21 protein-coding genes are annotated in these 26,451 nt (G+C 55.8%); 12 read left to right on the top strand and 9 right to left on the bottom strand.

What is annotated here, in order from left to right; genetic code table 11:
• Window positions 1–22 precede the first annotated feature (22 nt).
• Window positions 23–1,024, bottom strand: coding sequence for a ubiquinone anaerobic biosynthesis protein UbiU (gene ubiU / locus K0I31_RS14520; RefSeq protein WP_220043048.1), 1,002 nt, complete (start codon window positions 1,022–1,024; stop codon window positions 23–25).
• 196 nt (window positions 1,025–1,220) lie between these two features.
• Between ubiU and ubiT the strand changes: the two genes are divergently transcribed.
• Window positions 1,221–1,733 carry a ubiquinone anaerobic biosynthesis accessory factor UbiT gene (gene ubiT / locus K0I31_RS14515; RefSeq protein WP_220078845.1) on the top strand — a complete coding sequence of 171 codons (513 nt, stop codon included), beginning with the start codon at window positions 1,221–1,223 and terminating at the stop codon, window positions 1,731–1,733.
• A gap of 96 nt (window positions 1,734–1,829) precedes the next feature.
• On the opposite strand, the gene K0I31_RS14510 is transcribed toward ubiT, so the two are convergent.
• Entirely contained in the window at window positions 1,830–2,087 is a 258-nt protein-coding gene (locus tag K0I31_RS14510; protein WP_011866582.1) for a YfhL family 4Fe-4S dicluster ferredoxin, read from the bottom strand.
• A gap of 301 nt (window positions 2,088–2,388) precedes the next feature.
• Window positions 2,389–3,228, bottom strand: coding sequence for a helix-turn-helix transcriptional regulator (locus K0I31_RS14505; RefSeq protein WP_220078844.1), 840 nt, complete (start codon window positions 3,226–3,228; stop codon window positions 2,389–2,391).
• A gap of 222 nt (window positions 3,229–3,450) precedes the next feature.
• Between K0I31_RS14505 and K0I31_RS14500 the strand changes: the two genes are divergently transcribed.
• The 3 genes from K0I31_RS14500 to K0I31_RS14495 are packed head-to-tail and all read left to right on the top strand — an operon-like array spanning window position 3,451 to window position 6,892.
• Window positions 3,451–4,605, top strand: coding sequence for a TlpA family protein disulfide reductase (locus tag K0I31_RS14500; RefSeq protein WP_220078843.1), 1,155 nt, complete (start codon window positions 3,451–3,453; stop codon window positions 4,603–4,605).
• Between the two features lie 24 nt (window positions 4,606–4,629).
• Complete coding sequence (locus K0I31_RS20135; protein WP_258406509.1) at window positions 4,630–5,754, top strand: protein-disulfide reductase DsbD domain-containing protein; 1,125 nt, start codon at window positions 4,630–4,632, stop codon at window positions 5,752–5,754.
• Window positions 5,681–6,892 carry a protein-disulfide reductase DsbD family protein gene (locus K0I31_RS14495; protein ID WP_258406508.1) on the top strand — a complete coding sequence of 404 codons (1,212 nt, stop codon included), beginning with the start codon at window positions 5,681–5,683 and terminating at the stop codon, window positions 6,890–6,892. The genes K0I31_RS20135 and K0I31_RS14495 overlap by 74 nt, the downstream gene beginning before the upstream one ends.
• Before the next feature lie 16 nt (window positions 6,893–6,908).
• Here the strand turns inward: K0I31_RS14495 and K0I31_RS14490 are convergent, their stop codons facing one another.
• The gene (locus K0I31_RS14490; RefSeq protein ID WP_220078841.1) at window positions 6,909–8,237 is read right to left on the bottom strand and encodes a phosphatase PAP2 family protein; all 1,329 of its coding nucleotides are present in this window, start codon (window positions 8,235–8,237) and stop codon (window positions 6,909–6,911) included.
• A 500-nt stretch (window positions 8,238–8,737) separates the two neighbouring features.
• Window positions 8,738–10,096 (bottom strand): prephenate-dependent tRNA uridine(34) hydroxylase TrhP, encoded by a 1,359-nt coding sequence (gene trhP, locus K0I31_RS14485; protein WP_220080867.1) that lies wholly within the window; start codon window positions 10,094–10,096, stop codon window positions 8,738–8,740.
• A 291-nt stretch (window positions 10,097–10,387) separates the two neighbouring features.
• Between trhP and K0I31_RS14480 the strand changes: the two genes are divergently transcribed.
• Window positions 10,388–11,230, top strand: coding sequence for an HDOD domain-containing protein (locus tag K0I31_RS14480; RefSeq protein ID WP_011866579.1), 843 nt, complete (start codon window positions 10,388–10,390; stop codon window positions 11,228–11,230).
• Between the two features lie 71 nt (window positions 11,231–11,301).
• Window positions 11,302–12,798, top strand: coding sequence for a putative bifunctional diguanylate cyclase/phosphodiesterase (locus K0I31_RS14475; protein WP_220078840.1), 1,497 nt, complete (start codon window positions 11,302–11,304; stop codon window positions 12,796–12,798).
• Between the two features lie 23 nt (window positions 12,799–12,821).
• Here the strand turns inward: K0I31_RS14475 and K0I31_RS14470 are convergent, their stop codons facing one another.
• Both K0I31_RS14470 and K0I31_RS14465 read right to left on the bottom strand, forming a co-directional pair.
• Window positions 12,822–13,262: a thioesterase family protein gene (locus tag K0I31_RS14470; RefSeq protein ID WP_011866577.1), complete on the bottom strand. Its 441-nt coding sequence runs from the start codon at window positions 13,260–13,262 to the stop codon at window positions 12,822–12,824.
• 90 nt (window positions 13,263–13,352) lie between these two features.
• Complete coding sequence (locus K0I31_RS14465) at window positions 13,353–14,162, bottom strand: substrate-binding periplasmic protein (RefSeq protein WP_011866576.1); 810 nt, start codon at window positions 14,160–14,162, stop codon at window positions 13,353–13,355.
• Between the two features lie 325 nt (window positions 14,163–14,487).
• Between K0I31_RS14465 and K0I31_RS14460 the strand changes: the two genes are divergently transcribed.
• From K0I31_RS14460 to K0I31_RS14440, 5 genes are all read left to right on the top strand, one after another.
• A complete protein-coding gene (locus K0I31_RS14460) occupies window positions 14,488–17,520 on the top strand; it encodes an EAL domain-containing protein (protein WP_220078839.1) in 3,033 nt (1,010 codons plus the stop codon).
• A gap of 84 nt (window positions 17,521–17,604) precedes the next feature.
• Window positions 17,605–18,933 carry a DEAD/DEAH box helicase gene (locus K0I31_RS14455; RefSeq protein WP_220078838.1) on the top strand — a complete coding sequence of 443 codons (1,329 nt, stop codon included), beginning with the start codon at window positions 17,605–17,607 and terminating at the stop codon, window positions 18,931–18,933.
• A gap of 85 nt (window positions 18,934–19,018) precedes the next feature.
• A complete protein-coding gene (locus K0I31_RS14450) occupies window positions 19,019–20,092 on the top strand; it encodes a CobW family GTP-binding protein (RefSeq protein ID WP_220078837.1) in 1,074 nt (357 codons plus the stop codon).
• A gap of 96 nt (window positions 20,093–20,188) precedes the next feature.
• Window positions 20,189–21,559 carry an MATE family efflux transporter gene (locus K0I31_RS14445; RefSeq protein ID WP_220078836.1) on the top strand — a complete coding sequence of 457 codons (1,371 nt, stop codon included), beginning with the start codon at window positions 20,189–20,191 and terminating at the stop codon, window positions 21,557–21,559.
• 231 nt (window positions 21,560–21,790) lie between these two features.
• Window positions 21,791–22,855 (top strand): TonB family protein, encoded by a 1,065-nt coding sequence (locus K0I31_RS14440; RefSeq protein WP_220078835.1) that lies wholly within the window; start codon window positions 21,791–21,793, stop codon window positions 22,853–22,855.
• Between the two features lie 45 nt (window positions 22,856–22,900).
• Here the strand turns inward: K0I31_RS14440 and nadK are convergent, their stop codons facing one another.
• Complete coding sequence (nadK, locus tag K0I31_RS14435) at window positions 22,901–23,779, bottom strand: NAD(+) kinase (protein WP_011866570.1); 879 nt, start codon at window positions 23,777–23,779, stop codon at window positions 22,901–22,903.
• A 100-nt stretch (window positions 23,780–23,879) separates the two neighbouring features.
• On the opposite strand from nadK, the gene grpE reads away from it, so the two are divergent.
• Entirely contained in the window at window positions 23,880–24,497 is a 618-nt protein-coding gene (grpE, locus tag K0I31_RS14430; RefSeq protein ID WP_011866569.1) for a nucleotide exchange factor GrpE, read from the top strand.
• Window positions 24,498–24,582: 85 nt separating this feature from the next.
• Here grpE and dxs read toward each other — a convergent pair whose 3' ends face one another.
• A complete protein-coding gene (dxs, locus tag K0I31_RS14425) occupies window positions 24,583–26,451 on the bottom strand; it encodes a 1-deoxy-D-xylulose-5-phosphate synthase (protein WP_220078834.1) in 1,869 nt (622 codons plus the stop codon).

Below are 26,451 nucleotides of genomic sequence, written 5' to 3'. Positions count from 1 at the left end.
TTTTGTCTTTATTGCTTTGCTGTTATTGCCAAGTGCGCTCATAGGCGCCCAGTGTGGTGACCTGTCCCTCGGAGACCTTGGCCAGGGCCTGATCCCACTGGGCCTGGGTGGTGTAGGCCGCTGGATCGCTTAGGTAGGTGTCGATCGCCTGACGCCATACCCGGGTCACCTGCTCCACATAGGCCGGACTGCGCTGACGCCCCTCAATCTTGAGGGAGACCACGCGAGCCTTGGCGAGCTCCGGCAGCAGGCTGAGGGTGTTGAGGCTGGTGGGAGACTCCAACAGGTGCGAGGCCTCCTGGCTGTCGCTGGTGGTGTAGCGCCCCTTACAGACTACGGGATAACCCATCTGCTCATCCTTGCCCGATTGATCGATTAACACGTCGTTGAGGCGGGTCTGTTGGCTGTCGCCCACATCTTGCCAGCGTACATGTTTTGCCGGCGAGCAGGATCCGCCCGTGTTGGGGGACTGGCCCGTCACATAGGAGGAGAGGTGGCAGCGCCCCTCGGCCATGATGCAGAGGCTGCCGAAGGCGAACACCTCCAGATCCACAGGGGTTACCTTGGAGAGGTCTCTGACCTGTTTCATCGACAGCACCCGCGGCAGAACCACACGGTCGATGTTGAACTCCTGCTTATAGAGGCTAAGTGCCCCCAGGTTAGTGGCGCTGGCCTGCACCGACAGATGCAGCGGCAGGTGAGGGTAACGGCTGTGGGCATAATCCAGCAGGGAGAGGTCGGCCATGATCAGCGCATCGACCCCTGTGTCGGCGGCCAGATCGATCGCCTGGTACCAGCGTTGCTCTTCACCGGGTTTTGGGAAGGTATTGATGGTCAGAAAAATCTTCTTACCCGCCTGCTGGGTGAGCTTGGCCGCCTGGGCTAATTTTTCCGGCGTAAAGTTCAGCCCGGCGAAGGAGCGGGCGTTGGTATCGTTTTTCAACCCAAGGTAGACGGCGTCGGCACCGGCGTTTAAGGCGACCTTGAGGGAGGCGAGGTTACCCGCCGGACAAAGAAGTTCCATGTGCTGTTCTCCCTTAAAAAGTGTGAAGTGTAAAAGGGAATGGCTGAAGAATTCTTGATGTAAAACAGGTTTGTGATCATAAAATCTGGTTAAAATTGATTTCCTTATCACTCTCGACAGCGGTTGTCGGGAACCTCACTAAACATTGATCGAAGTCACGATTTCGGTCCTCCAATTTGGTAGGAGAATCTCTGTCATGCAGCGAAGTGTGTTGGCAAACATGGCCAAACATCTATTGCAATATGGGCCTAAAGTCATAGCTAAACCATTAAACTTAGTTCCTTTTTCAATTAAGGCTCAGCTTATCGAGCGTATATTAAATCTGCTGATGGCGGCGCAGATTAAAGATGGGGAGCTGGACTTTTTGCAGGCTCGCTGGGTGAAGATTAACGTGACCGATCTCGAGTTAAGCTTCGAGGTTAGCTTCGATGAGCGCCTCATCGTCCGTGAAAGTGGCGAGGCTGAGGTGAGCTTTAGCGGCTGTAGTCAGGCGCTGCTTCTGATCGCCGCCGGTAAGGAAGACCCAGATACCCTGTTTTTCCAGCGCCGCTTGGCGATTGAGGGAGATACCGAGCTTGGGCTCGAGGTAAAAAATCAGCTCCTCAGCATAGAGTTCGACACCATGCCGGTATTTATGCGCCAGAGCATCACTCAGGCTGCCGCCATGCTGACCCAACTGCAGCGCCAAGCGAACATGCCATGGGCCTGAAATAGCCGATTGAGCTAACTCATGATGAGTCATCAATAAGCGAAGCCAAGGCTTCGCTTTTTGTTTATTTGAAGACGGTTAACTCTTGTTGGTCACTTAATCGATCGGCTTACCGGTGATCAGGTGATACTTGACCAGGAGTTCATCCTGGGACTCCACATGGGCGGGGTCCGGGTCGATACAGTCGATGGGGCAGACGGAGACGCAGGTAGGCTTGTCGTAGTGGCCGACGCATTCGGTGCACAGGTTAGGATCTATCTCATAGATCTCTTCCCCCATGGTGATCGCCTGGTTGGGACACTCAGGTTCACACATGTCACAGTTGATACAGCTGTCGTCGATCAGTAATGCCATTTAGTTGTAATACCTTATACTTGCCTTTTATAACAATCAGTTAAGTTTACTTGTGATTGTTATCGATAATCTTATTTCGCCCGTTTAAGGGCCTAGTCTTACGCCGATTTTCTGTCTCATTTACTGGAGATAATCGCTTAGCGCCTATTGTATCACAGGCTTTGGTTATCCGATGACAAAATAGCGTTGGCCAGGTGGGGGCTTTTTGCTGTCAGACTCAAGCACACACCTCTTCTCCCTATGGACCAGAGCCTTGACGGGAGTGCCTCTCCTTGCTTGGAGTTATCCTAATGGAGATAAACTAGCGCTTTGGGTTGTGCAAGGCCTTGTTTCGGTAAATGCCTGGGGTGATGCCTATGACCTTCTTGAATTCGCGTATGAAGTGAGCCTGGTCGTAGAAGCCGACGTGATAGCCGATGTCGGTGAGTGACTTGTCGGCGTCATGCCTGAGTAGCTCCTTGGCATAGGCGGTGCGCTGTAAGATGCTGTAATTTTTCGGCGTCATGCCTACATCTTGCAGGAATAGACGCTCCAGCTGGCGCTGGCCGATATCTAGCTCGCCCAATAAGTGGCGCAGCTCGCCCTGGCCTCTCTGTCTGGTTATCCAGTTTAAGGCGTGCCTCATCCTAGATTCACTGGCATCAAACAGTGATTCCTTGGCTGCCAGATAGTGCAGCAACCTGGTTTCCAGCAGGGCAATTCGCGCCTGCGCCGTTGGCTGCGCGGCTAGGCGCTCGGTCAACTCATCGCCGAGTAGCGCGAGGGATAGATCCGTTGGCGTCAGGTTTTGCCCCAGCATCTCCGACAGGGGGGCATTTAGAAAGGCGCGCCCGCTGCCGGGCCAGAAGCGCACCCCTAAGGCATCGACCTTGCCCGACAGTTCCAGTTTGGTGCTTTGTCTCGTGGGCCCTGTCACCAGGCAATGGGCGCCATGTTGCATGCCATCCAAGTGAATCGGCGCGCCGAAGTTGAAGATGATGCCACTACCGCCCTCAGGATGCATAAACTCTGTCGACAGCGACTCTGGTCCCTCAGCCCTAACAATATGCCAGTAACACTGGATATAGGGCTGAAGCGCGACGCAGGGAAGAAAGCGCTGAAAGCCAAGGTGTGCCAAGGTTGGCATGTTAATCTGCTCCATTAACCTCTCAGTCCAGTTTATTTGTGCATGGATGCGGTAAAAGCGAGTCGTCTCCTTCGAATCTTAATGAAATGTCGAAATTTTACAATTCGCATTTCCCAGCTTTACATAAGATGCCCTTAGTCGCGATATCTGCCATGGCAGGTTGAACTTGTGCGCTCGCCAGGTTTGGCCCTTTGGCCTGCGGCCTTCATTAGTCATCATCGAATATGGGAACCCAGCATGAAACTCCTAGCAATTAAACCCTCCAAGTGGCTAACCGTCAGCCTGTCTGCATTGTTGCTATCCGCGGCGTTTTTGGGGCAGGCGTTGGCAAAAGATGATTTTGCCGCCGAGGGGGAGAGAAGGGCCAAGCTTGCCGGCAGCGAGCTGCTTGGTAAGCCGGCGCCGCAGCGCCAGCTGACCACATTAGCCGGGGACAAGATTAATCTTGGCGAGCTGTATGGCAACAAGCCTGTGTACATCAAGTTTTGGGCGACCTGGTGCGTTCCTTGCCGCCAGCAGATGCCTGGATTTGAAAAGATCTATCAAGAATATGGCGACAAGCTGCAGGTGATTGCCGTAAATACTGGGATCAGTGACGACAGCAACTCAGTCGGCGCCTTTGTAAAGAAGGCTGGCCTCAAGATGCCGGTGACCATAGATGACGGCTCCCTGGCGCGGGCCTTCAAGTTACGGGTGACGCCGCAGCATTTCCTCATCGATAAGAATGGCCACATCACTTATGTCGGACATCAGGATGACGAGGCGCTTCATCAGGCATTGGAGCAGGTTATCGCGGGAAATCATTCCAATGGTCCTTCTGGTAATGCTCAGGCCGTTAGTGGTTCAGCTGTTGTAAGAAACATGGCCGAGCAGGCGTCCGGCTACGAGCTGGGTGCAGAAGTGAGCCCTATGTCATTGAAGGCGCACGATAACAGTGACTACCCATTGCCGTCGGCGGCGCGCCACGGCAAGGCAACCGGACTCGTGTTCTTCGCCCCTTGGTGTGAGTGGTACCTGGCAGAGTCCGAGCCTAAGACGGCCAAGTCTTGTCAGTTGGTGCGGGAGCGGGTCGAGCAGTTTGCTGCTGATGTCGCTGCCGATAATGCCACTGCAGAGAGCGCCACTGTAGACAACGCCGTCCAGTGGCTGCATCTCTCCAGCAACCTCTGGTCCACCCAGGCCGATCTGGTCGAGTATCAAAGCAACTATCACACTCGCTTGCCCATAGTCTTCGACGAGGATGGCAGCCTGTTCGAGCGATTCGGCGTTACCCAGCTGCCGACGATAGTTTTCATCGATGAGACAGGCAAAATCACCGAAAAGGTTAGCCTGAGAGCACCCGACTTTGCCGAGCGCCTCGAGTCGCTGCTCGCCGACCTAGAACGCAAATAAATCACGCGTTTGGAGTATAGGTATATGTTTAAAAACAGAACCTTATTGGCGCAAGCTGCTGCCGGATTCTGGCTAATGTTGTGCTTGGCCATTCAGGCTCAGGTTTTGCCAGCGCAGGCCACACCGGCTCAGGCCAGTGACGAGGGCGGCCGAAAGATAACGGCATCCCTAATGCTGGAGTCTGACGCGCCTGCGCCCGGCGCCGAAACTATGCTGGCAATCATTATGTCTCCCGCAGTTGGCTGGCACGGTTACTGGCTTAACCCAGGGGATGCCGGGTTTCCATTAAAGGTGCAATGGCAGCTGTCTGACGGGGTGAAGGTTGGTGAGCTGCAATATCCGGCGCCCGAGCAGTTGCTGACCAGCGGTCTGATGAATTACATCTATCATGGTGACTACGCCCTGTTGGCACCGCTGCACATAGACGAAGATCTACCGATCGGCAGCCTTATCACATTGACTGCGGATCTTCGTTATCTGGTGTGCAGTCCCAAGCTGTGTCTGCCGGAGCAGCAGAGCCTTCATGTGCAGTTCAGCGTAGGGGATGGCGGCGCGACTCAAGAGGTTCGCGAGACCTTCGATGGCTGGCGCCAACAACTGCCAAGGCCGATTGTGGCCAGCGCCGAGTTTAGTATTCAGGATGGGCAATTTGTATTGTCACTCCCTCTGCCTGAGTCTGTCCAGCTGACTGACACTGCCCAGCTGACTGACATTGCCCATCTTTACCCAGAGGTGAACGGGGTGATTTCAAACACGGCGCCGCAGCGTTTTATCAGAAAGGGCGATCGCCTCTTGATGACGACTACGGCCGGTGATGGCGATGGCGATGGCGAGGGAGATATCAGTGACTTTTATGGGGTGATCACCCTAAATGAGTCGCTGGCCGTCAGATTCAGGGCAGTTCGGCAGCCGCAAGCTGCCTTGGCGTTTCCAACCTCATCGGCCTTGATGCTCATCGGCCTTGATGGCTCAGGTCGCAGTGCCAACCCAAGAGGACTATTCAATTGCCGCTATACCGCCAGGGGCGCCCGGCAATCCGCTGGTCACAGCTGCGTTGGCCGTATTTGGCGCCGTGTTGGGCGGACTCCTGCTGAATCTGATGCCCTGTGTCTTTCCCATTCTCAGCTTGAAGGTGCTCAGCCTGACTAACTTGGGGGACGAGCGTACAGCCAAAACAGGCGCGTTGGCCTATACCCTGGGAGCCGTGTTGGTGTGCGTCCTGCTGGGCGCGCTTATCTTGATGCTTAGGGCGTTTGGCCTTCAGGTGGGCTGGGCGTTTCAGCTGCAGCGCCCGGAGATCATAGTGGCACTCATCCTGCTGATGATGGCCATAGGGCTCAATTTGGCCGGTTTGTTTGAACTGGGTACCCTAAGCTCCGGAAGCAAGCTGCAACAAAAGCCCGGGTCTGCGGGAGATTTTTGGACCGGCGTGCTGGCCGCCTTTGTAGCGACACCTTGCACCGGCCCCTTCATGGCGACGGCCTTAGGGGCAGCCATGGTACTGCCCACCAGTGTAGGCCTTATGGTGTTCGCCGGTTTGGGCTTGGGGATGGCCTTGCCTTTCTTGCTGGTGGGGTTCATTCCGGCGCTGCGTAAACGCATGCCAAGACCCGGCGCCTGGATGCTAACGGCGAAACGCTGCTTTGCCGTGCCCATGTTCTTAACGGCCTTGGGGCTGGTATGGGTATTGATGCAGCAAGCTGACAGAGGCTATCTGTTCATCGCCTTGCTGCTGTTGCTCTTGTTGAGCCTGGGATTATGGCTGATGGGATTGTTGCAACGCTCGGGTCGCCACCGCCCCTGGTGGCCGCTGGTACCGATCGTTATCCTTGTTGGCGGCACCCTGATGATTGCAACGCCCGGAGGCAGCAATCATCTCGGGGCGAACTCGGCGGCGAGTACTGAGATGAAGGCTGGTGCTGAGGCAGATGCTGCGACTGAGTCTGTATGCCCTCTGGTGTTCGATGAGGCTAGCCTATCGGCCTTGGTCAAACAGCAGGATGTGTTTGTGTATTTCAGCGCCGACTGGTGTTTAACCTGTCAGGTCAATGAGAAGGTCGCCATCGAGCGCCAGGAGACCCAGGCTGCCTTCGCCCGTGCAAATACGGCTGTGATGCTAGGCGACTGGACCAAGGGGGATCCGGCGATCACCCGTTTCCTTGCAAAAAACCGGCGCTCAGGTGTGCCGCTGTATCTCTGGTACAGCAAGGGCAACCCAGCGCCGCAGGTGTTGCCACAACTATTAACCCCTTCGCTGCTGATAGAGAAAGCCAGCGCAGGAGGCTGATGTCACCAGAGCTGGCTTAGAAGCTATAGGTGACGGCAAAGCCCGCGAAGTTGAAACGGGCGTCGTTATAATATTCGTCGGTGTCCGAGGTCTGCTCTAGCTGACCGTAGAAGAGTGAGGCCGCCCAGCGCTCGTTGATCTGGTAGGTGACATCGCCCCAGAAGGCGCTGGAATCAAAATCGGAGAGACCGGTAATGCGATAGCCCAGGCTGGCTTTGACTGCCGGGGTAAAGCGATAACCCAGCTCCGCAGCGGCGGCGGGGACGATGAAGAAGTCGTTAAACTCTCCAAGATTTCCGCCCTCCAGGTCATCGAGGCGGATCCATTGATCGATCAGGCTGATACCGGCGCCGACATTCACTATCCAGTCGTTCTTTGGCATCAGGTTAAACATATAGTCGGCGGAGAGGTTCCAGCTGCGATAGGCGGCGATGACCTCGCTACCGGCGGCGTAGCGCTTGCCGTTAAAGCCGATATCCTGGTTAAGTACGCTGGTGTCTCTGGCCTCCAAGGGGGTAAACCTGAAGGAGAGATATTGCTGCTTGCCCACCCCCCAGTTGACCAGTGCCGAGGCGTAGGTGTTGGGCTCACTCTCTTTGCTGAAGCCGTTAAGGTCGAAGCCGGTTTCCTGCTTGTCGCGAATATAGTTAGTGTCAGTATCGAAGCCGCCGATCATCAGGGTGTAGCTGTTATTGAGCGGCTTGTCTTGCTGGCCCCAATCATGGCTTTTTTCGCGCTCGCTCCGAGGGCCCTTGTTACCCGCCAGCCCTGGGGTGTAGCTCAGCGCCAGGCCAATATGATCTTCCCCCAGGCTTGGGGCGATCACCAGATCTGTCTGGGCATAGGGGTCGGTAAAATAGAGGCTGGTCATCACGGCGATGGAGCCGCCGGCAAGCACATCGTCCATGTAGTGGCGGTTGGCCCAGATACGGCTGCCGCCCACGAAGGCCGCCGCCGCATAAGCCGGAATGCCGTAGGCGTTACCGTATCTGTGATGAATAAAGGCGGCGCCGGAGAAGGCCGCCGAGGTATGCCCCGAGGGGAAGGAGTTGGACTCTGTGCCGTCGGGTCTCAGGCGCTCGACGCCAAACTTCAGGGTATGTGTGATGGCCGCCGTGGCCGCGACGCCCTTGGTGACCTGCCAGGCGCCTTCGGTATCGCCTATCCAGAGGGCGCCGATAAGGCCCGCGGCGGGCAGGGCGATCTGCACCACATCCCCCACTTCAGAAATCGTGCCTGACTGGCCTTCGAGGATCTCACTCTTGCCGTAGGCCGTCGGTGACGCCAGGCTAGCGGCCATTAGAGTAGGGAGTAGACATTTCACGGAAGCGCGGGGAGTCTTCATTTTTATACCTTGTATTTCATCAAGATAACTATGCGTTTCAGTTTAACAGCTAATGGCGGGCTTGCTACCAAATTGTAGAAAAAATGTGAAGATGTAACAGGCTCTAGTGCGGGACTTGGATGTGGGACTTGAATGTTGGAGTCAGTTGTAGGACTTGGGTGTGGAGCGTGTGCGAGGCATGGCTATGTCTAGGGTTAGAGTCAGATATTGGGAGGCGTTCGCGGAGCAGACGCTTGCCGAGTCTGGCACTCCGCCATAGTCGTTCAAGGTAAGTCGCTTAGGGTAAGTCGCTAAAATTAAGTCGCTCAAGGTAAATCACTAAGGTTAAGTCATTTAAGTTAAGTCACTTAGGATAAGTCGCTTAGTCAGAACTAGAGTAAGTCGTTGCGCTAGGTGTTGAGCTAGGTGTTGAACTAGTAGGCTTATTTTGTGGGGATAAAAAAACAGCCCGAGAGATTCGGGCTGTTTAGAGGCTGTGTTTAAGTCGCTCGAGGCGAATCTTAAGGGTGTGGCTGACGTGTGCTCTGCTCGCCCGTCAGGTTGCGCATCAGGATGGCTCGCTCGACCTCGACTTCGGCCGGTACCGGCAGATAGACGAAGTGACCCGAACCAAGCCCCGACTCGACGCTCTCGCCCTTGCGGTTTTCCAGGTGTTCTATGGTCAGGTTGATATTGCCCTGGGGCGTCATCAGTTCGACGCTGTCGCCGACGGAGAACTTGTTCTTCACGTCGATCTCGGCCATCCCCTTGGCGTTGCGCTTGCCGGTAAACTCGCCGACAAACTGCTGGGTATCGCTGATGGAGTAGCCGTAGTCATAGTTCTGGTACTCGTCGTGCACGTGACGACGCAGGAAGCCCTCGGTGTAACCTCGGTGCGCTAGCCCTTCGAGCTGGTACATGAGCGCCGGGTTAAACTCGCGACCGGCCGCGGCATCTTCGATCGCCTGGCGATAGAGCTGTGCGGTACGGGCCACATAGTAGAAGGACTTGGTACGGCCTTCGATTTTCAGTGAATCTACGCCCATCTTGGTCAGACGCTCGACGTGCTGGATGGCGCGCAGATCCTTGGAGTTCATGATGTAGGTACCATGCTCATCTTCAAACGCCGGCATATATTCGCCCGGACGTCCCGCCTCTTGCAGCAGGACGATTTCGTTGCTTGGCGCACCTTCACCCAGGGTTGGGTTGTGCATCTGCACCTCAGGATTAACCGCCACTATGTCGCCGGTCTCTGTCTGCACCGCCTCGTGGGCGTCGTACTTCCAGCGGCAGGCGTTGGTGCAGGTACCCTGGTTAGGGTCACGCTTGTTGATATAGCCAGAGAGCAGGCAACGGCCTGAATAAGCCATACACAGGGCGCCGTGTACGAAGACCTCGAGCTCTATGTCTGGGCAGCGTTGACGTATTTCTTCAATCTCATCCAGCGACAGCTCACGAGAGAGGATCACACGCTTGATCCCTTGTTGCTGCCAGAACTTAACCGAGGCCCAGTTGATGGCGTTGGCCTGAACAGACAGATGCACCGTCTGATCCGGGAATGCCTCACGTACCATCATGATAAGACCCGGGTCTGACATGATCAGCGCATCGGGCTGCATGGCTACCACAGGCTCCATATCCTTGATATAGGTCTTGAGCTTAGTGTTGTGGGGGGCGATGTTGCTCACCACATAGAGTTTCTTACCCAGGCTGTGGGCCTCTTGGATACCCGTTGCGAGGTTTTCCATCTTGAAATCGTTGTTTCTGACACGCAGGCTATATCTCGGTTGGCCTGCGTAAACCGCATCGGCGCCATATGCGAAGGCATAACGCATATTTTTTAGGGTCCCGGCAGGAGACAGCAGCTCAGGTTTAAACATCATTTCTCTCAATTAACAGGTATCGAACAAACTTGGGGCGGGCATTTTACTCAATGGGGCAAGGCTTATGCAAATTAGAAGTTGTTTATTTTATCGACAGCCGTCAATGACTGACGATAAAAGCGGGCAAACAGGAGAAATTTAAGCCAATTAATAACCTATAATCTTAAACTTAGCTAAAATTACACAAATTCTTAACTGGATGGACGATTTTTACCATCACGGTTAGCAAGAGTGCTGATATACTCTCTGGCAACATCAATATGGGCATAGTTTTTTTAAGGAGTTTGCATGTCTAGCGAGCATCAACTACTGGTTGGGTTACTGAAAAAGTTAAAGGCAGATGCTTTGGTCTTGCCGACTTTGCCCGAGGTAGCAATGCGCGTTCAGGAGGTGGTTTCCCGCCCCGACTCCAGCCCTAAGCAGGTGGCCGAAATAATCGGTCAGGATGCCGCCATCTCGGCCCGTATGATCAAGGTGGCCAACAGCGCCATGTATAGCCGCGGCATCAAGGCGGAAAACATCAACGCGGCGGTGACTCGCATCGGCCTGACGCAGATCAAGGCGATCGCCACCTCAGTGGCCATGGAGCAGCTGTTCATCTCTACCAACGAGATGGTGTGGGAGGTGATGGACGAGGTGTGGCGTGCCTCTATCGAGGTGACCTCGGCGGCCTGCGCCCTGCTACTCAAGTATTCCAAGACCCACAAGGGCTGTGGACTCAACTACGACACCCTGACATTAGCGAGCCTAGTGCACAATATCGGCGCCTTGCCGGTACTGACCGAGGCCGAGGCCAATCCCCATCTGTTTACCAGCATAGAGCAACTCAGGGCGCTGGTTAGGAAGATGCAGGGGCCGCTAGGTCGCGCCGTGCTCAAGAGTTGGGACTTCTCGCCCGAGGTGACAGAGGTGGTCGAGCGCTGGGCGGATCTGCCCTATTTGCCAGAGCAGGTGACCTATCTGGATTTCGTGCGCGCGGCCGCCTTCTATACCGGCGAACTGCGCGCCGGTCACGATCTGGAGGAGCGTCTGGACGTGTTCCTTCAGCGCGGATTGCCCGTGAGCCCAGAATATCTGGGATCGGATGAATTTCTCGACAACTACCATTCGATTAAATTAAGTTATGAATAGATACGAGCAGGTCGGCAGAGTGTGCCGATCCGTCTTGTCGTTTCTTTATTTATCAAAATATTAGGGATTGTGTGACGGCAACTGAGCTGGTTTGGTTAATAGTCTATCTGATAGCAATCGGCATCGCTGGTATCATCTACTGGTACTGGCATAGGCGCACTGAGCTTAAGTTTATTAAGCGTCTGGTGACCCAGTTAAGTCAGCAACATAAGGTGCGCCAGCCCCTGAATATTGCCACCGTTCCCTACCGTTTTATCCCCCTCTATGTGCAGCTGCAACACCTGTTGAAACAGCTACCGCCCCCAAAGGGTCGCGATAAGCTGACCGGGCTGCTCAATCGCGTCGGTCTCAAGGCCAAGTTGACCCGCAAGATGCCTCTCACCCATGGGATGTTTGTGCTTATCGATATCCATCGCTTTCGCTATGTGAATGATCTCTTTGGCTTCTCCCTGGGGGATAAGCTGCTGCAGGCCTTGGCAGAGCGCTTGGAACGGCGCATCGGCGATAAGGACATGCTGGCGCGGATGAATGAAGATGAGTTTCTGATCTACTTTAATACCCCCATGAGCGAGGCCGAGCTTATGGTGTTTCAGCAGGGACTGGCGCAGCCCATCAGCATCAAGGGAACCGTGATCAATTTGCAGCTGCAACTTGGCTATCTCGAGCTGTCATTGCACCACGCGGATGTTAGCCAGATGCTGCGCCGCCTGGACTTGGCATTGGTGCGGGCCAAGTCGGCCAGCAACTATATCGCCGCCTATCAGGAAGGAGACGATCGTAGTCAGCACAGGCAGTTGACCATAGTCAGCTGTTTCCCCAAGGCGCTGGAGCAAAACGAGCTTTATCTGGTGTTTCAGCCCAAATATAACCTGGCCACAGGCAACTGCACCCACGCCGAGGCCTTGATCCGCTGGGACAGCTCTGTGCTTGGGCCTGTCTCGCCGGGGGAGTTTATTCCGCTGTTAGAGTGCGCCGGGATGATCAGCTTGCTTAGCCAGTGGGTGATCGATCAGGTGCTGCTGCAGCAGGTGCGTTGGCAGGAGAGTGATATTCGCCTGCAGCTGGCGATCAACCTGGCGATAGACGATCTGAGCGAGAAGCAGCTGAGTGAGCGGATCATCACCCGCCTAAAGCAACATGGCCTCAGTGCTCAGGTGCTCTCTATCGAGATCACCGAGAGCCAGCTGATGACAGACATGGTGCGTACCGTGGCCGTGCTCAATCGTCTCAAGCGCGCCGGCGTCAAGGTGGCGATAGATGATTTTGGTACCGGTCACTCCTCGCTGGCCTATCTCAAACACCTGCCGGTGGACGAAGTTAAGATAGACAGGGCCTTCCTGACTGGGCTGGAGTCGGATCCGCGGGCGCAGCATATCGTTCGCAGCGCCGTCGACCTGGCCAAGGGGCTGGACTTTTCGGTGACCGTCGAGGGCGTCGAGCAGATGCCGGTGTTTAATCTATTGCAGGAGATGGGGGTCGATAAGGTGCAGGGGGATATCTACGCCAAGCCGATGCGAGCGCCAGAGCTTGAGATGCATTGGCGCAAGTTAAATCAGCCGCTCCTCTAGGATTTAAGTGCTAAAAGGCTTTATTACAGGCTGATGGCTTGGTCGAAGTGACGGCCGAGCTCCTCGATGAGGGGCGGCGTCATGGGGCAGAGCTGCCTCGCCTTGTTCATACATACCATCTCGATGTGGGCGGTCACCGCCGGCTTGGTGCCCTTGGGGCGCCAGATCTCCTGCTGCCATACGGTGCGATACTTACTCTCGAAATAGAAGCGGGTACGCACATCCACCACGTCGGCAAATTCAACCCCTTCATGGCAGAGCATGTCGCTGCGATAGACGGCAAAACCCAGGCCGTGCTGCTGCCAGAGGGCTGCCAGTCGCTCGGCGCCGATCACATGCTCACGAGCACGCTCGAAATATTTCAAGAAGTTAGGATGGTACACCACGCCGGAAAAGTCGGTATCTTCGTAGTAGATCTGCACCGGAAAATGAAAGGTAGGGCTGAACTTATCGTCTGGCTTCATCTGGAGTCTGGGCTAAATTAGAGAGGCGACAGCATAGCATACTCTCGGTCTGTCATGGCACGACTTGTTGGCGAGTGGTGTGTTAAAGCGCTATTTGCTGGCGATCGCCTGTAGGCTGTTCATTATGCTCTGATAGCTGCCGTCTTGCTTGAGGGCCTTGAGGCCGAGATCTAGCTTGTCGGCAAACAACTGGGCGTTGGGACGCTGCTTGGAGAAGGCCACATAGAGGTCGCCGGTATGATTGTGCACGCTGCGGCTAATCACCTTGCCGACCCCCATCTGACCAAGATACTGATTGGCCACCTCGTCGTACATGATGGCGGCATCGATGCGGTTGAGCAGCAGCAGGTTGATTAGCTGATTGTGATTGTCCACCTCGACTAATCTGAGCTGTTTGAGCTGTGACAACTCATCGCCATATTCATAGCCCTTGATGATGCCGACAAGTAACCCCTGGGGCAGGTGCCATTTGTCCTCTGCCTGCAGCGGATGGGCATTATTTTGATAGAAGGAGGCCGATGTGGTGAACAGGGGGATCTGGCCGAAGACAAACTCCTCCTGGGTCTTGCGCTCTTTGTGCAGATTAAAGACACCATCTACTATGCCTTGCTTGGTCATCACCACGCCGCGGGCATAGGAGACCACCAGACTGTCGACATCGACATTGACCCGGGAAAACGCCTGCTTGACCAGACGATGGGACAGCCCCTTACCATAGGGATCGGCAAAAGGCGCCCAGTTATCTTCGGCGGCCAGCTTAACCTTGAGCGGCGCCGACGGGCTGTCGGCCGAGGCCATATTCAGCTCCTGGCCGGTGGCGGTGAGGCTAAAAAGCGCCAGCATGAGTGTCAGGCCAGAGATGAGGTGATTGATTTGCCGAGATAAGCTGGGGTGCAACATCAGATTCCTTGCAGCGGTCGCGTCCTTATGTTGCCCATGATAAGGGGTTTTCGAGGGAGATCAACTGCATTGCTGCGGCTGACGGGGTGTTTTTTGTAGCATTCGAGCTACATCTGTGTGGAGCTTAGGCGATTTAGGCTGTCATTCGCTGCTGCTGCGGTGATTTGTATGGCTGGGCAAGAGGTTGCGGGACTGAGGGAGAGGCGTTCAAAATCATTAGCTTATTATGATTTAGTGGTTTTTTTTTCGGGGCTTCTGCTACACTCTGAATGATGTTATCAGGTTGATAATAAAAAACTTAGCCTCGAGAAAATTTAAGCCTTGTATGAATCAAGATACATTATTTTCGCTCTCTCAAAATGCCGCGCTCTTGTTGATCATGGTATTTATCTACGACGCGGTGCCACGGCACCATCGTAGCGAGTATTTTCTGTTGTGGCGCCTCATCATGGGGGCGGTAATAGGCGGCGTGACAGTACTGACCATGATGACCTCCTGGGAATATCAGCCCGGGGTCTTTATCGATACCCGCTCTGTGGTGTTGGCCATCAGTGGGCTCTTCTTCGGCGGCCTGCCTACATTCGTAGCCGCTTCTGTTGCCTGTGCCTATCGCCTGTTCCAGGGGGGCGATGGCATGCTGGTCGGGGTGACAGTGATTCTGGTCTCCGCCCTGTTTGGTAGCCTGTGGCGCTACTATCGCAAGACCACCATCGCCGATCTCAGCTTTATCGAGTTGTATCTGTTTGGTTTCCTGCTGCATTTCTCGACCCTGTCGCTGCTGTTTATTCTGCCCTTTTCCATGTTTGTCGATCTCCTGGTGCAGATCGCTTTGCCTGTGATGTTGATTTTTCCCATAGTGACGGCCCTGCTGGGGATGTTGCTGGCCAGGCGGCTGGAGGTGGAGCGGGACGCTAAGATTCAGCTTCAGGATGACTTTATTTTTCGCTCGCAATTTAACGTTGGCAACATGGGGATCGCTATCACCTCGGTCGATCAGCATTGGATCAAGGTCAATCCTCGCCTGTGTAAGATGCTCAAATATTCCGAGACAGAGCTGCTCAACCGCACCTGGACCGAACTGACCTATTTCGAAGATCTTAAGGCGGATATGACCCAGTTCCAGCGCATGTTAAAGGGGGAGATAGATGCCTACGAGATGGACAAGCGCTTCGTTGCCAAGGATGGGGAGATTGTCTATACCCACCTGACGGTGGCCTGTCGCCGCAACCATAACATGGTGGATATGGTGATCGCTGGCCTTATCGACATTACTGAGCATAAACGGGCGGATATGGCGATGCGCACCAGTCAGGAGCGCCTGGCCCTGGTGCTGGAGAGCAGCGATCTTGGCATGTGGGACTGGGATATCAAGAGTAACGAGACCAAGCGTAATCCTTGGTGTGCCAAGGTGCTGGGCTGCGACCTCGAAAGACTTAATCGCGACAGCCGTATCTGGATCGACGCCATCCATCCCCAGGACAGGATGGCGGTGCTGAACTCCATCGACCGTCACCTCAAGGGGGAGACTCAGAAACATTACATCGAATACCGGCTGATTAGCCTTAGCGGCGAAGAGCATTGGATCTTGGATACCGGCAAGGTGGTCAGCCGTGACCGTAATGGCCTGCCGACCCGCATGTGCGGGGTGCACTCGGACATTACCGAGCAGAAGAAGGTGCAAGAATCGCTAGAGCTGGCGGCCTCTGTGTATAACAACTCCAGCGAAGCCATGAGCGTTCAGGATCACAAGGGGCATATCATCACCATCAATGCCGCCTTCACCGCGATTACGGGGTACAGCCAGGAGGAGGCGCTGACGCAAAATATCCGTATATTGCAGAGCGCACGCACCCCGAGAAGCCAATACGATGAGATGAACAGCGCCATTCGCGATACCGGCTATTGGCAGGGGGAGCTGTGGATCAAGAACAAGAGCGGCGAGGAGTATATGGTCTGGTTGACTATCAATACCATCTTCGACCAGCACGGCCAGGTGTACCGCAGGGTGGCGCTCTTCTCCGACATTACCGAGAAGAAAGAGGCGGAGCATATCATCTGGAAACAGGCCAACTACGACCCCCTGACCGGCCTGCCCAATCGCCGCATGTTGCTGGAGTACCTCAATACCGAGATATTGCGTATCGATCGTAATCATAGCCACTTTGCCTTGATGTTCCTGGACCTGGACTTCTTCAAGGAGGTCAACGATACCCTGGGCCATGATATGGGGGATCTCTTGTTGCAGGAGACCGCCAAGCGGCTCAAGGGCTGCATTCGTGAGTCGGATGTGGTGGCGCGCCTGGGGGGCGATGAGTTTACCGTAGTGCTCTCGGGGATCGACTCCCCCAGCGGCGTCGAGCGGGTGGCCCAGAGTATACTGGAGCGCATCGCCGAGCCCTACAGCCTGGGGGATGAGACCGCCTACATCAGCGCCAGTATCGGCATTACCATCTACCCCGACGATGCCACTAGTATCGAGGGGCTGCTGAAACATGCGGATCAGGCGATGTACGCCGCCAAGGAGCAGGGGCGCAACCGTTTCCATTACTTTACCCCCTCGATGCAGGAGTATGCCCGCTATCGCATGGCGCTGATCAAAGATCTGCGTAACGCTATCAATCGCAAGGAGTTTGAGCTCTTCTATCAGCCTATCGTCGACATGAACAAACAGGGGGTCTACAAGGCGGAGGCGCTGATCCGTTGGGTGCATCCTCAACGGGGCCTGGTCTCGCCGGGCGAGTTTATTCCGGTGGCGGAAGAGACTGGGCTTATCAACGAGATAGGCAACTGGGTATTTGAGAAGGCCGCCCAACAGAGCGCCCGCTGGCGGACTCAACATGGCGTCGAGATCCAGATCAGCATCAACAAGTCGCCAATTCAGTTCAGGGACGAGGGGGACACCTTCAGCGACTGGCTGGCGTTGCTGCGTCATCTTGAGCTATCCAGCAACGCCATCTGCGTCGAGATCACCGAAGGCCTGCTGCTGGATGCCTCCATGGGAGTGACCGACAAGCTACTGGCCTATCGTGACGCCGGTATTCAGGTGTCTCTGGATGACTTCGGCACCGGCTATTCGTCGCTGGCCTATCTGAAGAAGTTCGACATAGATTATCTCAAGATCGATCAGTCCTTTACCCGTAACTTGGAATCCGACAGCGACGGCGTGGCCCTGTGTGAGGCGATCATAGTGATGGCCCATAAGCTGGGGATCAAGGTGATCGCAGAAGGGGTGGAGACCCAGTTCCAGCACGATATCCTGGCTAGCGCCGGATGTGATTTTGCCCAGGGCTATCTCTACTCCAAGCCTGTCTCCCTACCGGAGTTTGAGCGCCTCTATGTTAACCCCGAGGCGCGCTAGTCTGTGCGGTGAAGATAGCATTACCTTTATGGGGCGCTTTTTGCTAGACTCCGCGCTCACTTTTTATCAGCTCGCAGGTTGCCCATGAATTTCGATGCCCTCCCGTTAGACCCCTTACTGGCCCAGGCGGCTAAGGCCTGCGGCTACGAGACCCTGACCCAGGTTCAGGCCAAGGTGATCCCCACGGCGCTGGCCGGGCGGGATCTGATGGCCTGCGCCCAGACAGGAACAGGTAAGACGGCGGCCTTTAGCTTTGTGTTGTTGCAGCGCCTGCTCAATCAGCCAAGAGCAATTGGGCAACTCAGCGCCTTGGTTCTGACTCCAACGAGAGAGCTGGCGATCCAGGTGGCAGACAGCATCAGTCGCTACAGCCAGTTTACCGAGCTGACCACTCTGGCCGTCTATGGCGGTGCCAACATCAACCCCCAACGCAAGGCCTTGGCGAGAGGGGTCGATATTCTGGTGGCCACGCCGGGGAGGCTATTCGATCTCTTGGGCCAACATGATTTGAGCCTGGAGACGGTAGATCAGCTCATTGTCGATGAGGCAGATCGCATGCTCGACATGGGGTTCGTGAGAGATATCGAGCGCACCAAGCGGCTGCTGTGCGCGTCTCACTCGACCATGTTGTTCTCGGCCACCTTCACCCCAGAGGTGAAGACGTTGGCCACCAAGATGCTGGATAACCCTGAGTGGATCAATGTGACCAGCGCTAGTAGTGGGCCGCAGATCGAGCAGAAGATCTATCCCTTAGATGCAAGGCGTAAGGCGGAGCTGCTGGCCGAGCTTATCGGTCGCAATAATTGGCAACAGGTGCTGGTGTTCGTCAACACCAAGGAGAGCGCCGAGCGCCTGCACCGCGAGTTGAAGCTCGATGGCATCAAGAATGCGGTGTTTCACGGGGATAAGACCCAAGGGGCGCGCAATCGGGCGCTGGAGCAGTTTAAGGCCGGCGAGCTGCGGGTGCTAGTGGCGACCGACGTGGCCGCCCGCGGCCTGGACATCACAGCGCTTCCCTTAGTGATCAACCTGGAGCTACCCGATGAGCCTCAGGACTATGTTCACCGTATCGGTCGTACCGGCCGCGCCGGTCTTAGCGGGGTTAGCATCTCCTTCGTCGCCAAGCAAGATGAAACGGCACTTGGCGCGATCGAGGCCCTTATCGGCAAGACCTTGCCACGAGAGGTGCAGCCCGGATATGAGCTGGGGGCACCGCTACCGGCCAGGTATCGCGAGCTCGACACCAGAGTCACCTCTAAGGCGGCCCAGCCTAAACGAGGCAAGGGGCAGAAGTTTGGCAGCCAAGACGGTAGAAGGGGACAGGCGCCCAAGCGCAAGACTAGTAGCGACAAGGCTAGTAATGACAAGGCGAGACGCCCATCGAGTGATAAGGGCTTCAGGGGCAAGCGCTAGCAGGTTAAGTGAGGGCTGCTGAAAAGGATTGCAATCTCAGGCCTGCCCTTTACACTGGGGGCGATTTTTCAGTGCGGAGCCGCCAATGATCCTCAAGCCCATCCCTACCCATGTCGTGACAGGTTTTCTCGGTGTGGGAAAAACCAGTCTTATCCAATATTTGCTCGCCCATAAGCCAGCCGATGAGACTTGGGCCGTGCTGGTGAACGAATTTGGCGAGATTGGCATAGACGGTGAGCTGCTCAAGGGTGAGGGCGGTGATGTCGCCATCAAGGAGGTGGCGGGTGGTTGTCTCTGCTGCGCCGCCGGGGTGCCGACTCAGGTGGCGGTCAACCAGCTTATCGCCAAGGCGAGGCCTGATCGCCTGTTTATCGAGCCCACTGGGCTGGGCCATCCCAAGGCCATTGTCGAGACCCTGAGCCAAGGGCATTTCAAGCCGGTGCTGTCGATGCGCGCCAGCCTCTGTCTGGTGGATCCCAGAAAACTCAAGGACCCGCGTTACCTGGAGAGCTCGCTGTTTACCGATCAGCTACGCATCGCCGACCTTATCCTGGCCAACAAGATGGATCTGGCAAGCCTGGCCGACTTACAGCAGCTAGAGGCCTATTTGCAGCAGCAATCCATCACGGCCAAGGTGTTGCCGGTGCAGATGGCGCAGCTACTCTCGGCAAAAGAAGCCAGTCTGTATCAATATCTTGAGAAGCACTATTTTGCGCGCCCTACCGCCTGGCGCATTAGTAAGCCTGCAACCTCGACAGGCTCCTCACTATTAGGCAGCCGGCCCGCGATGCCCTTTGATGAGGCGGATGATACGCGTAAACTATCGATTGATGAGCAGGCATTTGATGAGCTGGGGATCTACCGCGCCAGCAATCGGCATGAGGGCCGTTATACCCTGGGTTGGGTGTTCGACTGTTGCTATGAGTTTGACTTCGAGGCTCTGGTGGCTTGGGTAAAGGCGCAAGATTGTCTGCGCCTCAAGGCGGTGATGATAACGGGCGATGGGATCGCGGCCTTTAACTATGTGGACGGTCAACTCGGCGTGATGGAGCTGGATGATAGCCTGGATTCACGCCTGGAGATGATAGCCGATAAGCCGTTGCCCCAGGCAGAGATAGAGCAGGCGCTGCTCAGTCTAACTAAACGCCTGTCTAACTAAACGCTTGGCTATCTGATATCTTCGCTCTCCAATAGCCGTTTAGGTGTTGAATCAACACACTATCAACAACCATGATAGAGAAATTTTCCGAAAATCATGACAGAGCATCATGCCGCGCACCAGAGTGATGAGCACTCAGATCTAGCCACAGCCCCCATCCCTAAACTGGTGTGGCGCTATGCCATTCCCACCATACTCTCCATGGTGGTGACCGGCGTCTATGTGGCCATCGACGGTATGTTTGTCGGACACTATCTTGGTGAGGTGGGGCTGGCAGGCATGATGCTGGCCTATCCCGTGGGGGCGATACTCTACGCCGTCGGCGCCCTGATAGGTATGGGCGCCGCATCATTGGTGTCGATAAACCTGGGGCTTAAAGATGTCGCCCGGGCGCGGCACTTGCTGGGTAACGCCTTCACCCTCTGCCTGCTGGCGGGCACCGGACTGGCCCTGCTGGGTACCCGTTGGAGCCAGACCATACTCATCTGGCTGGGGGCCGAAGGGGAGGTGCTGACCAGCGCCGAGCAGTATCTGTTTTGGTATTTTGCCCTCGGGGTCTTTCCCGTATTGGCCATCGCCTTTACCGCCTTGCTGCGCAACGATGGCCGCCCCGGCTTCGTCACCCTGGTGCTTATCCTCTCAGGCTGTTTGAACGTGTTATTGGATTGGCTGCTGATCGTCGTGTTTCCCTATGGCCTGGCGGGCGCCGCCATCGCCACCATGATCTGTCAGGCCTTCACTGCGCTCGCCTGCCTGCAGCATTTCTTCACCAAGCGCACGCGATTGGGGATAAACTGGCAGCAGATGCGTCTGAATCTGGACCATTGCAGCAACATCCTCAGGGTCGGCGTGCCAAGCTTCTTGATGAACCTCTATCTCTCCATCGTCCTGACCCTGCATAACATGGCGTTTCTCTGGGTTGGCGGCCCCATTCATGTGGCGGCCTATGGGGTGGTGAGCTACGCCGAGGCGCTGTTTTACCTGATCTTCGAGGGGATAGCTTTTGGTACTCAGCCTCTGTTTAGCTTCAACACTGGGGCGAAGCGTTTCGACAGGGTGTTCGAGACCCTGAGGCTGGTCATCATCATGACTCTGGTGACCGCGCTGGCGGGCGTCGTCTTTATCTACTGGGCGCCAGAATATCTGGTTTATATCTTTGCCGGGGATAATTCTGAGCTGGCGCCCGTGGCGATAGAGGGGATGCGTCTCTACTTCTGGGGACTGCCGTTCGAGGGGCTTATTCTGGTGGGCGCCGCCTTCTTCCAGGCGATCAACCGTCCTAAGGAGGCCTCGATATTGACAGGTAGCAAGCTGGTGTTGATCGCCATGGTGCTCTATCTGTTCGCCTGGCTGTTTGGGGTCACAGGTGTTTGGATCTCCCTGGCGAGCTGCTCCTTATTGCTGACCATCTGGATGGTTTACACTTTAACTAAGCTTTCCAAGAAGTTAACTGACCCTATGTTTTAAGTTAGTCAGGGATTTAAATTAGCCAGTGATTTAAGTTGGCCTGGATTCCTGTTACCCTAGTGGCGATTGTAGTTTCCGCGCCGCGAGTCGATACTCCGGGTGTGCCAAGGTGGGCGTATCCCGGCTGAGATTCGGTAAGGCTGTTCTGAATTACTCGTAGGAAACTAATCGCTGGATGCCATTCTCTACATGAGAATCTTGCAGGATCACAAATAAGGATATTTGTTCACTATGAAGAAGTCATTATCAGGCCTCGCCCTGGTGTTGTGCGCGCACTTCGCTGCGCCCCTAAGTTTCGCCTCGCCCTTTAGCGAAAGCTACGCCGCCTATCAGCAGGCGCTGGCCGGGCAAGATAAAGCCCAGGTGGCGCTTACCGCGGCTAAGGCCTACGAGCTAGGCCAGGGCTATTTCGAATCAGACAGTATCGATCTGGTCAATCTCGAGCTTAACCTGGCCACTGCGCTGCAAGATAGTGGCGAGACTCAGGCCGCCCACGAGCATTTCAACAATGTCATTCAGGTCTATCGTAAGCACTTTGGCCGCGATGCCATAGAGCTTGTCGATCCCTTGATTGGCGCCGCCCAGACCATGGCTGCCTCGAGAGAGAAGGTGGATCTGTTCAAGCAGGCGATCGCCATCGCCGAGGACGCCGACAAGCCGCTGCTGCTGGCCGAGGTGAAGATGTTGACCTTCCATGGTCTGGCATCGACCCATTTCTATACCCGGGAGATACGTGACGAGGCGCTAGAAGCCTACGAGATCTATCGCCAAGAGATGCCGGCCGATGCCATGGCAAGGCTCAAAGCCACTTACTATGTTGGCATGATCAAGGCGGCGGAGAAGAAGTATGATAAGGCGGTCCCTCTGCTCGAAGAGGTGATCAAGCAGTTCGCCGTGCTCGACTTTAGCCATCCCTACAAACTGGCCGCCCATGCGCGTCTGGTGGAGATCTATGAGGCCGAAGGCGAGAGCGACAAGTCGACCCAGCATTGTGTGGCCATCGGCAGCATGAAGCCCTGGTCTGACGAACAGGAGCAGGCGCCCCTCTACCGGGAAGCGCCAAAGTATCCTATCTCCTATGCCAGAGATCGCCGGGAAGGCTGGACCCAGATGTCCTTTACCGTGGATGAGCAGGGGTTTGTGCGTGACCCTGTGGTGCTGGCCTCTGAAGGGGGGCAGCAGTTCACCCGCGAGTCGCTAAAGGCCATCAAGCGCTGGCGCTACGCCCCTAAGTTTGTCGATGGTAAACCCGTACCTGCCGAGGTGAGCGTGCAGCTCGAGTACAAGGTCAACTAATAAAAAGCCCGCGAAAGATGCGGGCTTTTTATTGATACTGGCGGCCTAAAACAGCTTGCTGCCCCAGCCCAGTTTGTTTCTAAGCACGTGAAAGTAGTTGTAGCCCTTGGGGTGGATCAGTCTGAGCCGCTCCTTACTGCGCCTGACGATGATCTCATCTCCCGGCAATACAGGTAATGTGACGTGACCATCGCAGCTCACCTCCAGGGCGTCGCCGTTGTCAGGCGATACGACCAGCTTAATGATGCTGCAGGCATCCACTACGATTGGGCGGCAGGAGAGGGTATGGGGAAACATTGGCACCAGGATCAGGGCTTCCAGATTCGGCGTCAGTATGGCGCCACCGGCAGACAGCGAGTAGGCGGTCGAGCCCGTTGGGGTGGAGACTATCATGCCGTCGGCGCGCTGGCTGTACATGAACTTGTCGTCGATATAGACCTCGAACTCGATCATGTGGGCAATCTTGCCCGGGTGGAGCACCGCCTCGTTGACCGCTGTGTTGCTCGACTTCATCTCGCCGTGTCTGTGCACCTCAGATTCCAGCAGGAACCTGTGCTCAGTCTCATACTCACCCTGGAGCACCTTGCCCAGGGCCTCTTCGAAGGTATCTGGGGGCAGGTCGGTAAGAAAGCCCAGGTTGCCGCGGTTAACGCCAATCACGCCGATATCGAAGCGGGCTAACACCCGTGCGGCGCCGAGCATGTTACCGTCACCGCCCACCACTATGGCCAGATCGCAATACTCGCCAATCTGCAGCAGATCCACGGATTTCACCTGTGGACCTATCTCGGCGGCAACCCGCTCTTCGACATAAACATCGTAGGACTGCATGGTCAGCCAATGATGCAGACGTTTGAGGGTCTTATGGGTCCCTGAGTGATGGGGTTTGCCGATTAAGCCGATTGAGTGAAACGCTTTGCTCATATTTCTGTTTGATCCATGCCTTAGGGCTTGAAACCTCAAATTTGATCCCCATAATATGCCCAGAGCATGCAGAAACAAAGCATTTTTAGCTGGAGTAACAATGAGCAAAGAGTCAAACAAAGCCCAAGAACCACAGATTGAAGAAACCGAAGCTGTAGCCGTTGAAACCGAGGTGGTTGAAGATGCAGCCAGTTTGATGGACGAGCTTACCCAAGCTAATTTCCGAGTTGAAGAGCTGGAGCAGGCCCTGGCGGCTGCCGAAGCTAAGGTGGAAGAGCAGAAAGATTCTGTGATCCGCGCCGCTGCCGAGGTAGAGAACGTGCGTCGCCGTGCGGCCATCGACGTCGAGAAGGCCCATAAGTTTGCCCTGGAGAAGTTTGCCAACGAGCTGCTACCTGTTATCGATAACATGGAGCGCGCGCTACAAGGTACCAGCAGTGAAGATGAGGCCACCAAGGCTATCTACGAAGGGGTTGAATTGACCCTGAAGACCTTCACCAGCGCCGTGGCCAAGTTTGGTCTGACCCAGGTCGATCCTCAAGGAGAAGCCTTTAATCCGGATCATCACCAGGCGATCGGTATGCAGCCTAGCGAGGAGTTTCCGGCCAATACCGTGATGATGGTGATGCAGAAAGGTTATATGCTAAACGAGCGTCTGTTGCGTCCTGCCATGGTGATGGTATCTCAGGGCGGCGCCAGCGTCGATACTCAGGCTTAATTGGCTGAGGCTGATTTAAGTCAGTAAAAGAAAGCGATAAAAAAGGCCTCAATATGAGGCCTTTTTTGTTCGCATAAAATGGATTTTAGTCCGCCAGATAGGCGCGGATCTGCGCTTCGATGCCCGGGCCATCTAGCTGTAACTCGGCCAGGATCTCGCCGCACTCGCCATGCTTGATAAACTCATCGGGCAGGCCGATATTGAGCACAGGCATAGGCAGCTTAAGCTGCTGCAGCAGTTCGAGTACACCCGAGCCTGCACCGCCCATGATGGCGTTCTCTTCCACAGTTACCAGCAGATCATGGCTGGCGGCCAGCTGTTTCACCAGCTCCACATCCAGCGGTTTAACGAAGCGCATGTCTGCCAGGGTGGCATCAAGCGCCTCGGCCGCCTGACTCGCCGATGCCAGCGTGGTACCGAAGTTGAGGATGGCGATCTTCTTGCCTTCGCGCTTGATCAGGCCCTTGCCAATCTCATAGGCGGTCATGGTCTCGACCTGAGGCTCGCCGGTGGCGCTGCCACGTGGGTAACGGATCGCCGTCGGTCCCTCGTTGTAACAGTAGCCTGTATAGAGCATCTGGCGACATTCGTTCTCATCCGACGGCGCCATGATCACCATGTTAGGAATGGCGCGCATATAGCTGAGATCGAAGGCGCCCTGGTGGGTCGGGCCGTCTGGGCCGACGATGCCGCCACGGTCGATGGCGAAGATCACCGGCAGCTTCTGTAGCGCCACGTCGTGGATCAGCTGATCATAGCCGCGTTGCAGGAAGGTGGAGTAGATCGCCAGTACTGGCTTGTAGCCCTCACAGGCGAAGCCCGCGGCGAGAGTCACCGCATGCTGCTCGGCGATGGCCGCATCGAAATACTGATTCGGGAAGCGCTGGGAGAACTCCACCATGCCTGAGCCTTCACGCATGGCTGGGGTGATCCCCAGTACCTTGTCATCCTTCTGAGCCATGTCGCACAGCCAGCGACCAAACACCTGAGAAAAGGTGGGGTTAGCCGGTTTCGCGGCTGGCTTGGCAAAGGTGGAAGGATCGAACTTAGGCACGGCGTGCCAGCCGATGGGGTCTTTCTCCGCCGGCTCGTAGCCGCGTCCCTTCTTGGTCATGATGTGCAGAATCTGCGGGCCGGAGAGGTTACGCATGTTGCGCAGGGTCTCGACCAGGGCGTCGACATCATGGCCATCGATAGGGCCAATATAGTTAAAGCCCAGCTCCTCAAACATGGTGCCGGGGACGACCATGCCCTTGAGATGCTCCTCGGTGCGCTTGGCCATCTCCTTGATGACGGGCATCCCCTTGAGCACCTTCTTGCTGTTTTCGCGAATGGTGGTGTAGAGACGGCCCGACATCAGTTGCGCCAAGTGGTTGTTCAGCGCACCGACGTTCTCGGAGATCGACATCTCGTTGTCATTGAGCACGACCAGCATGTCGTTGTGTAGATCGCCGGCGTGGTTCATGGCCTCAAATACCATGCCGCCCGTCATGGCGCCGTCGCCGATGACCGCCACGACCTTGCGGCCAGCCTGTTCCTTCTCGGCGGCAACGGCCATGGCCAGCGCCGCACTGATAGAGGTGCCTGAGTGACCCACGCTGAAGGTGTCATATTCGCTCTCTTCCCGCCATGGGAAGGGGTGAATGCCGCCTTTTTGGCGTATGGTAGGCATCTTGTCCCGGCGACCCGTGAGGATCTTATGGGGATAGGCCTGGTGGCCTACATCCCAGATCAGGCGATCGAACGGGGTGTTGTAGACATAGTGCAGGGCAACCGTCAGCTCGACCGTGCCCAGGCCAGAAGCGAAGTGGCCACTGGAGATGCCTACCGACTGTAGGAGATAACTTCTGAGTTCGTCAGCAAGTTTTGGTAGCACACCCTGGGGAAGCTGTCTTAATTCATCTGGGGTGTCGGCCTGTGCCAGCACAGGGTATTTCGTAATATCCAAACTCAT

Origin of the sequence: Shewanella spartinae (genome assembly GCF_019457555.1) — a bacterium.
GTDB lineage: Bacteria > Pseudomonadota > Gammaproteobacteria > Enterobacterales > Shewanellaceae > Shewanella > Shewanella loihica.
The sequence above is the reverse complement of the archived record's forward strand: the minus strand, read 5'-3'. Positions and strand labels throughout refer to the sequence as shown.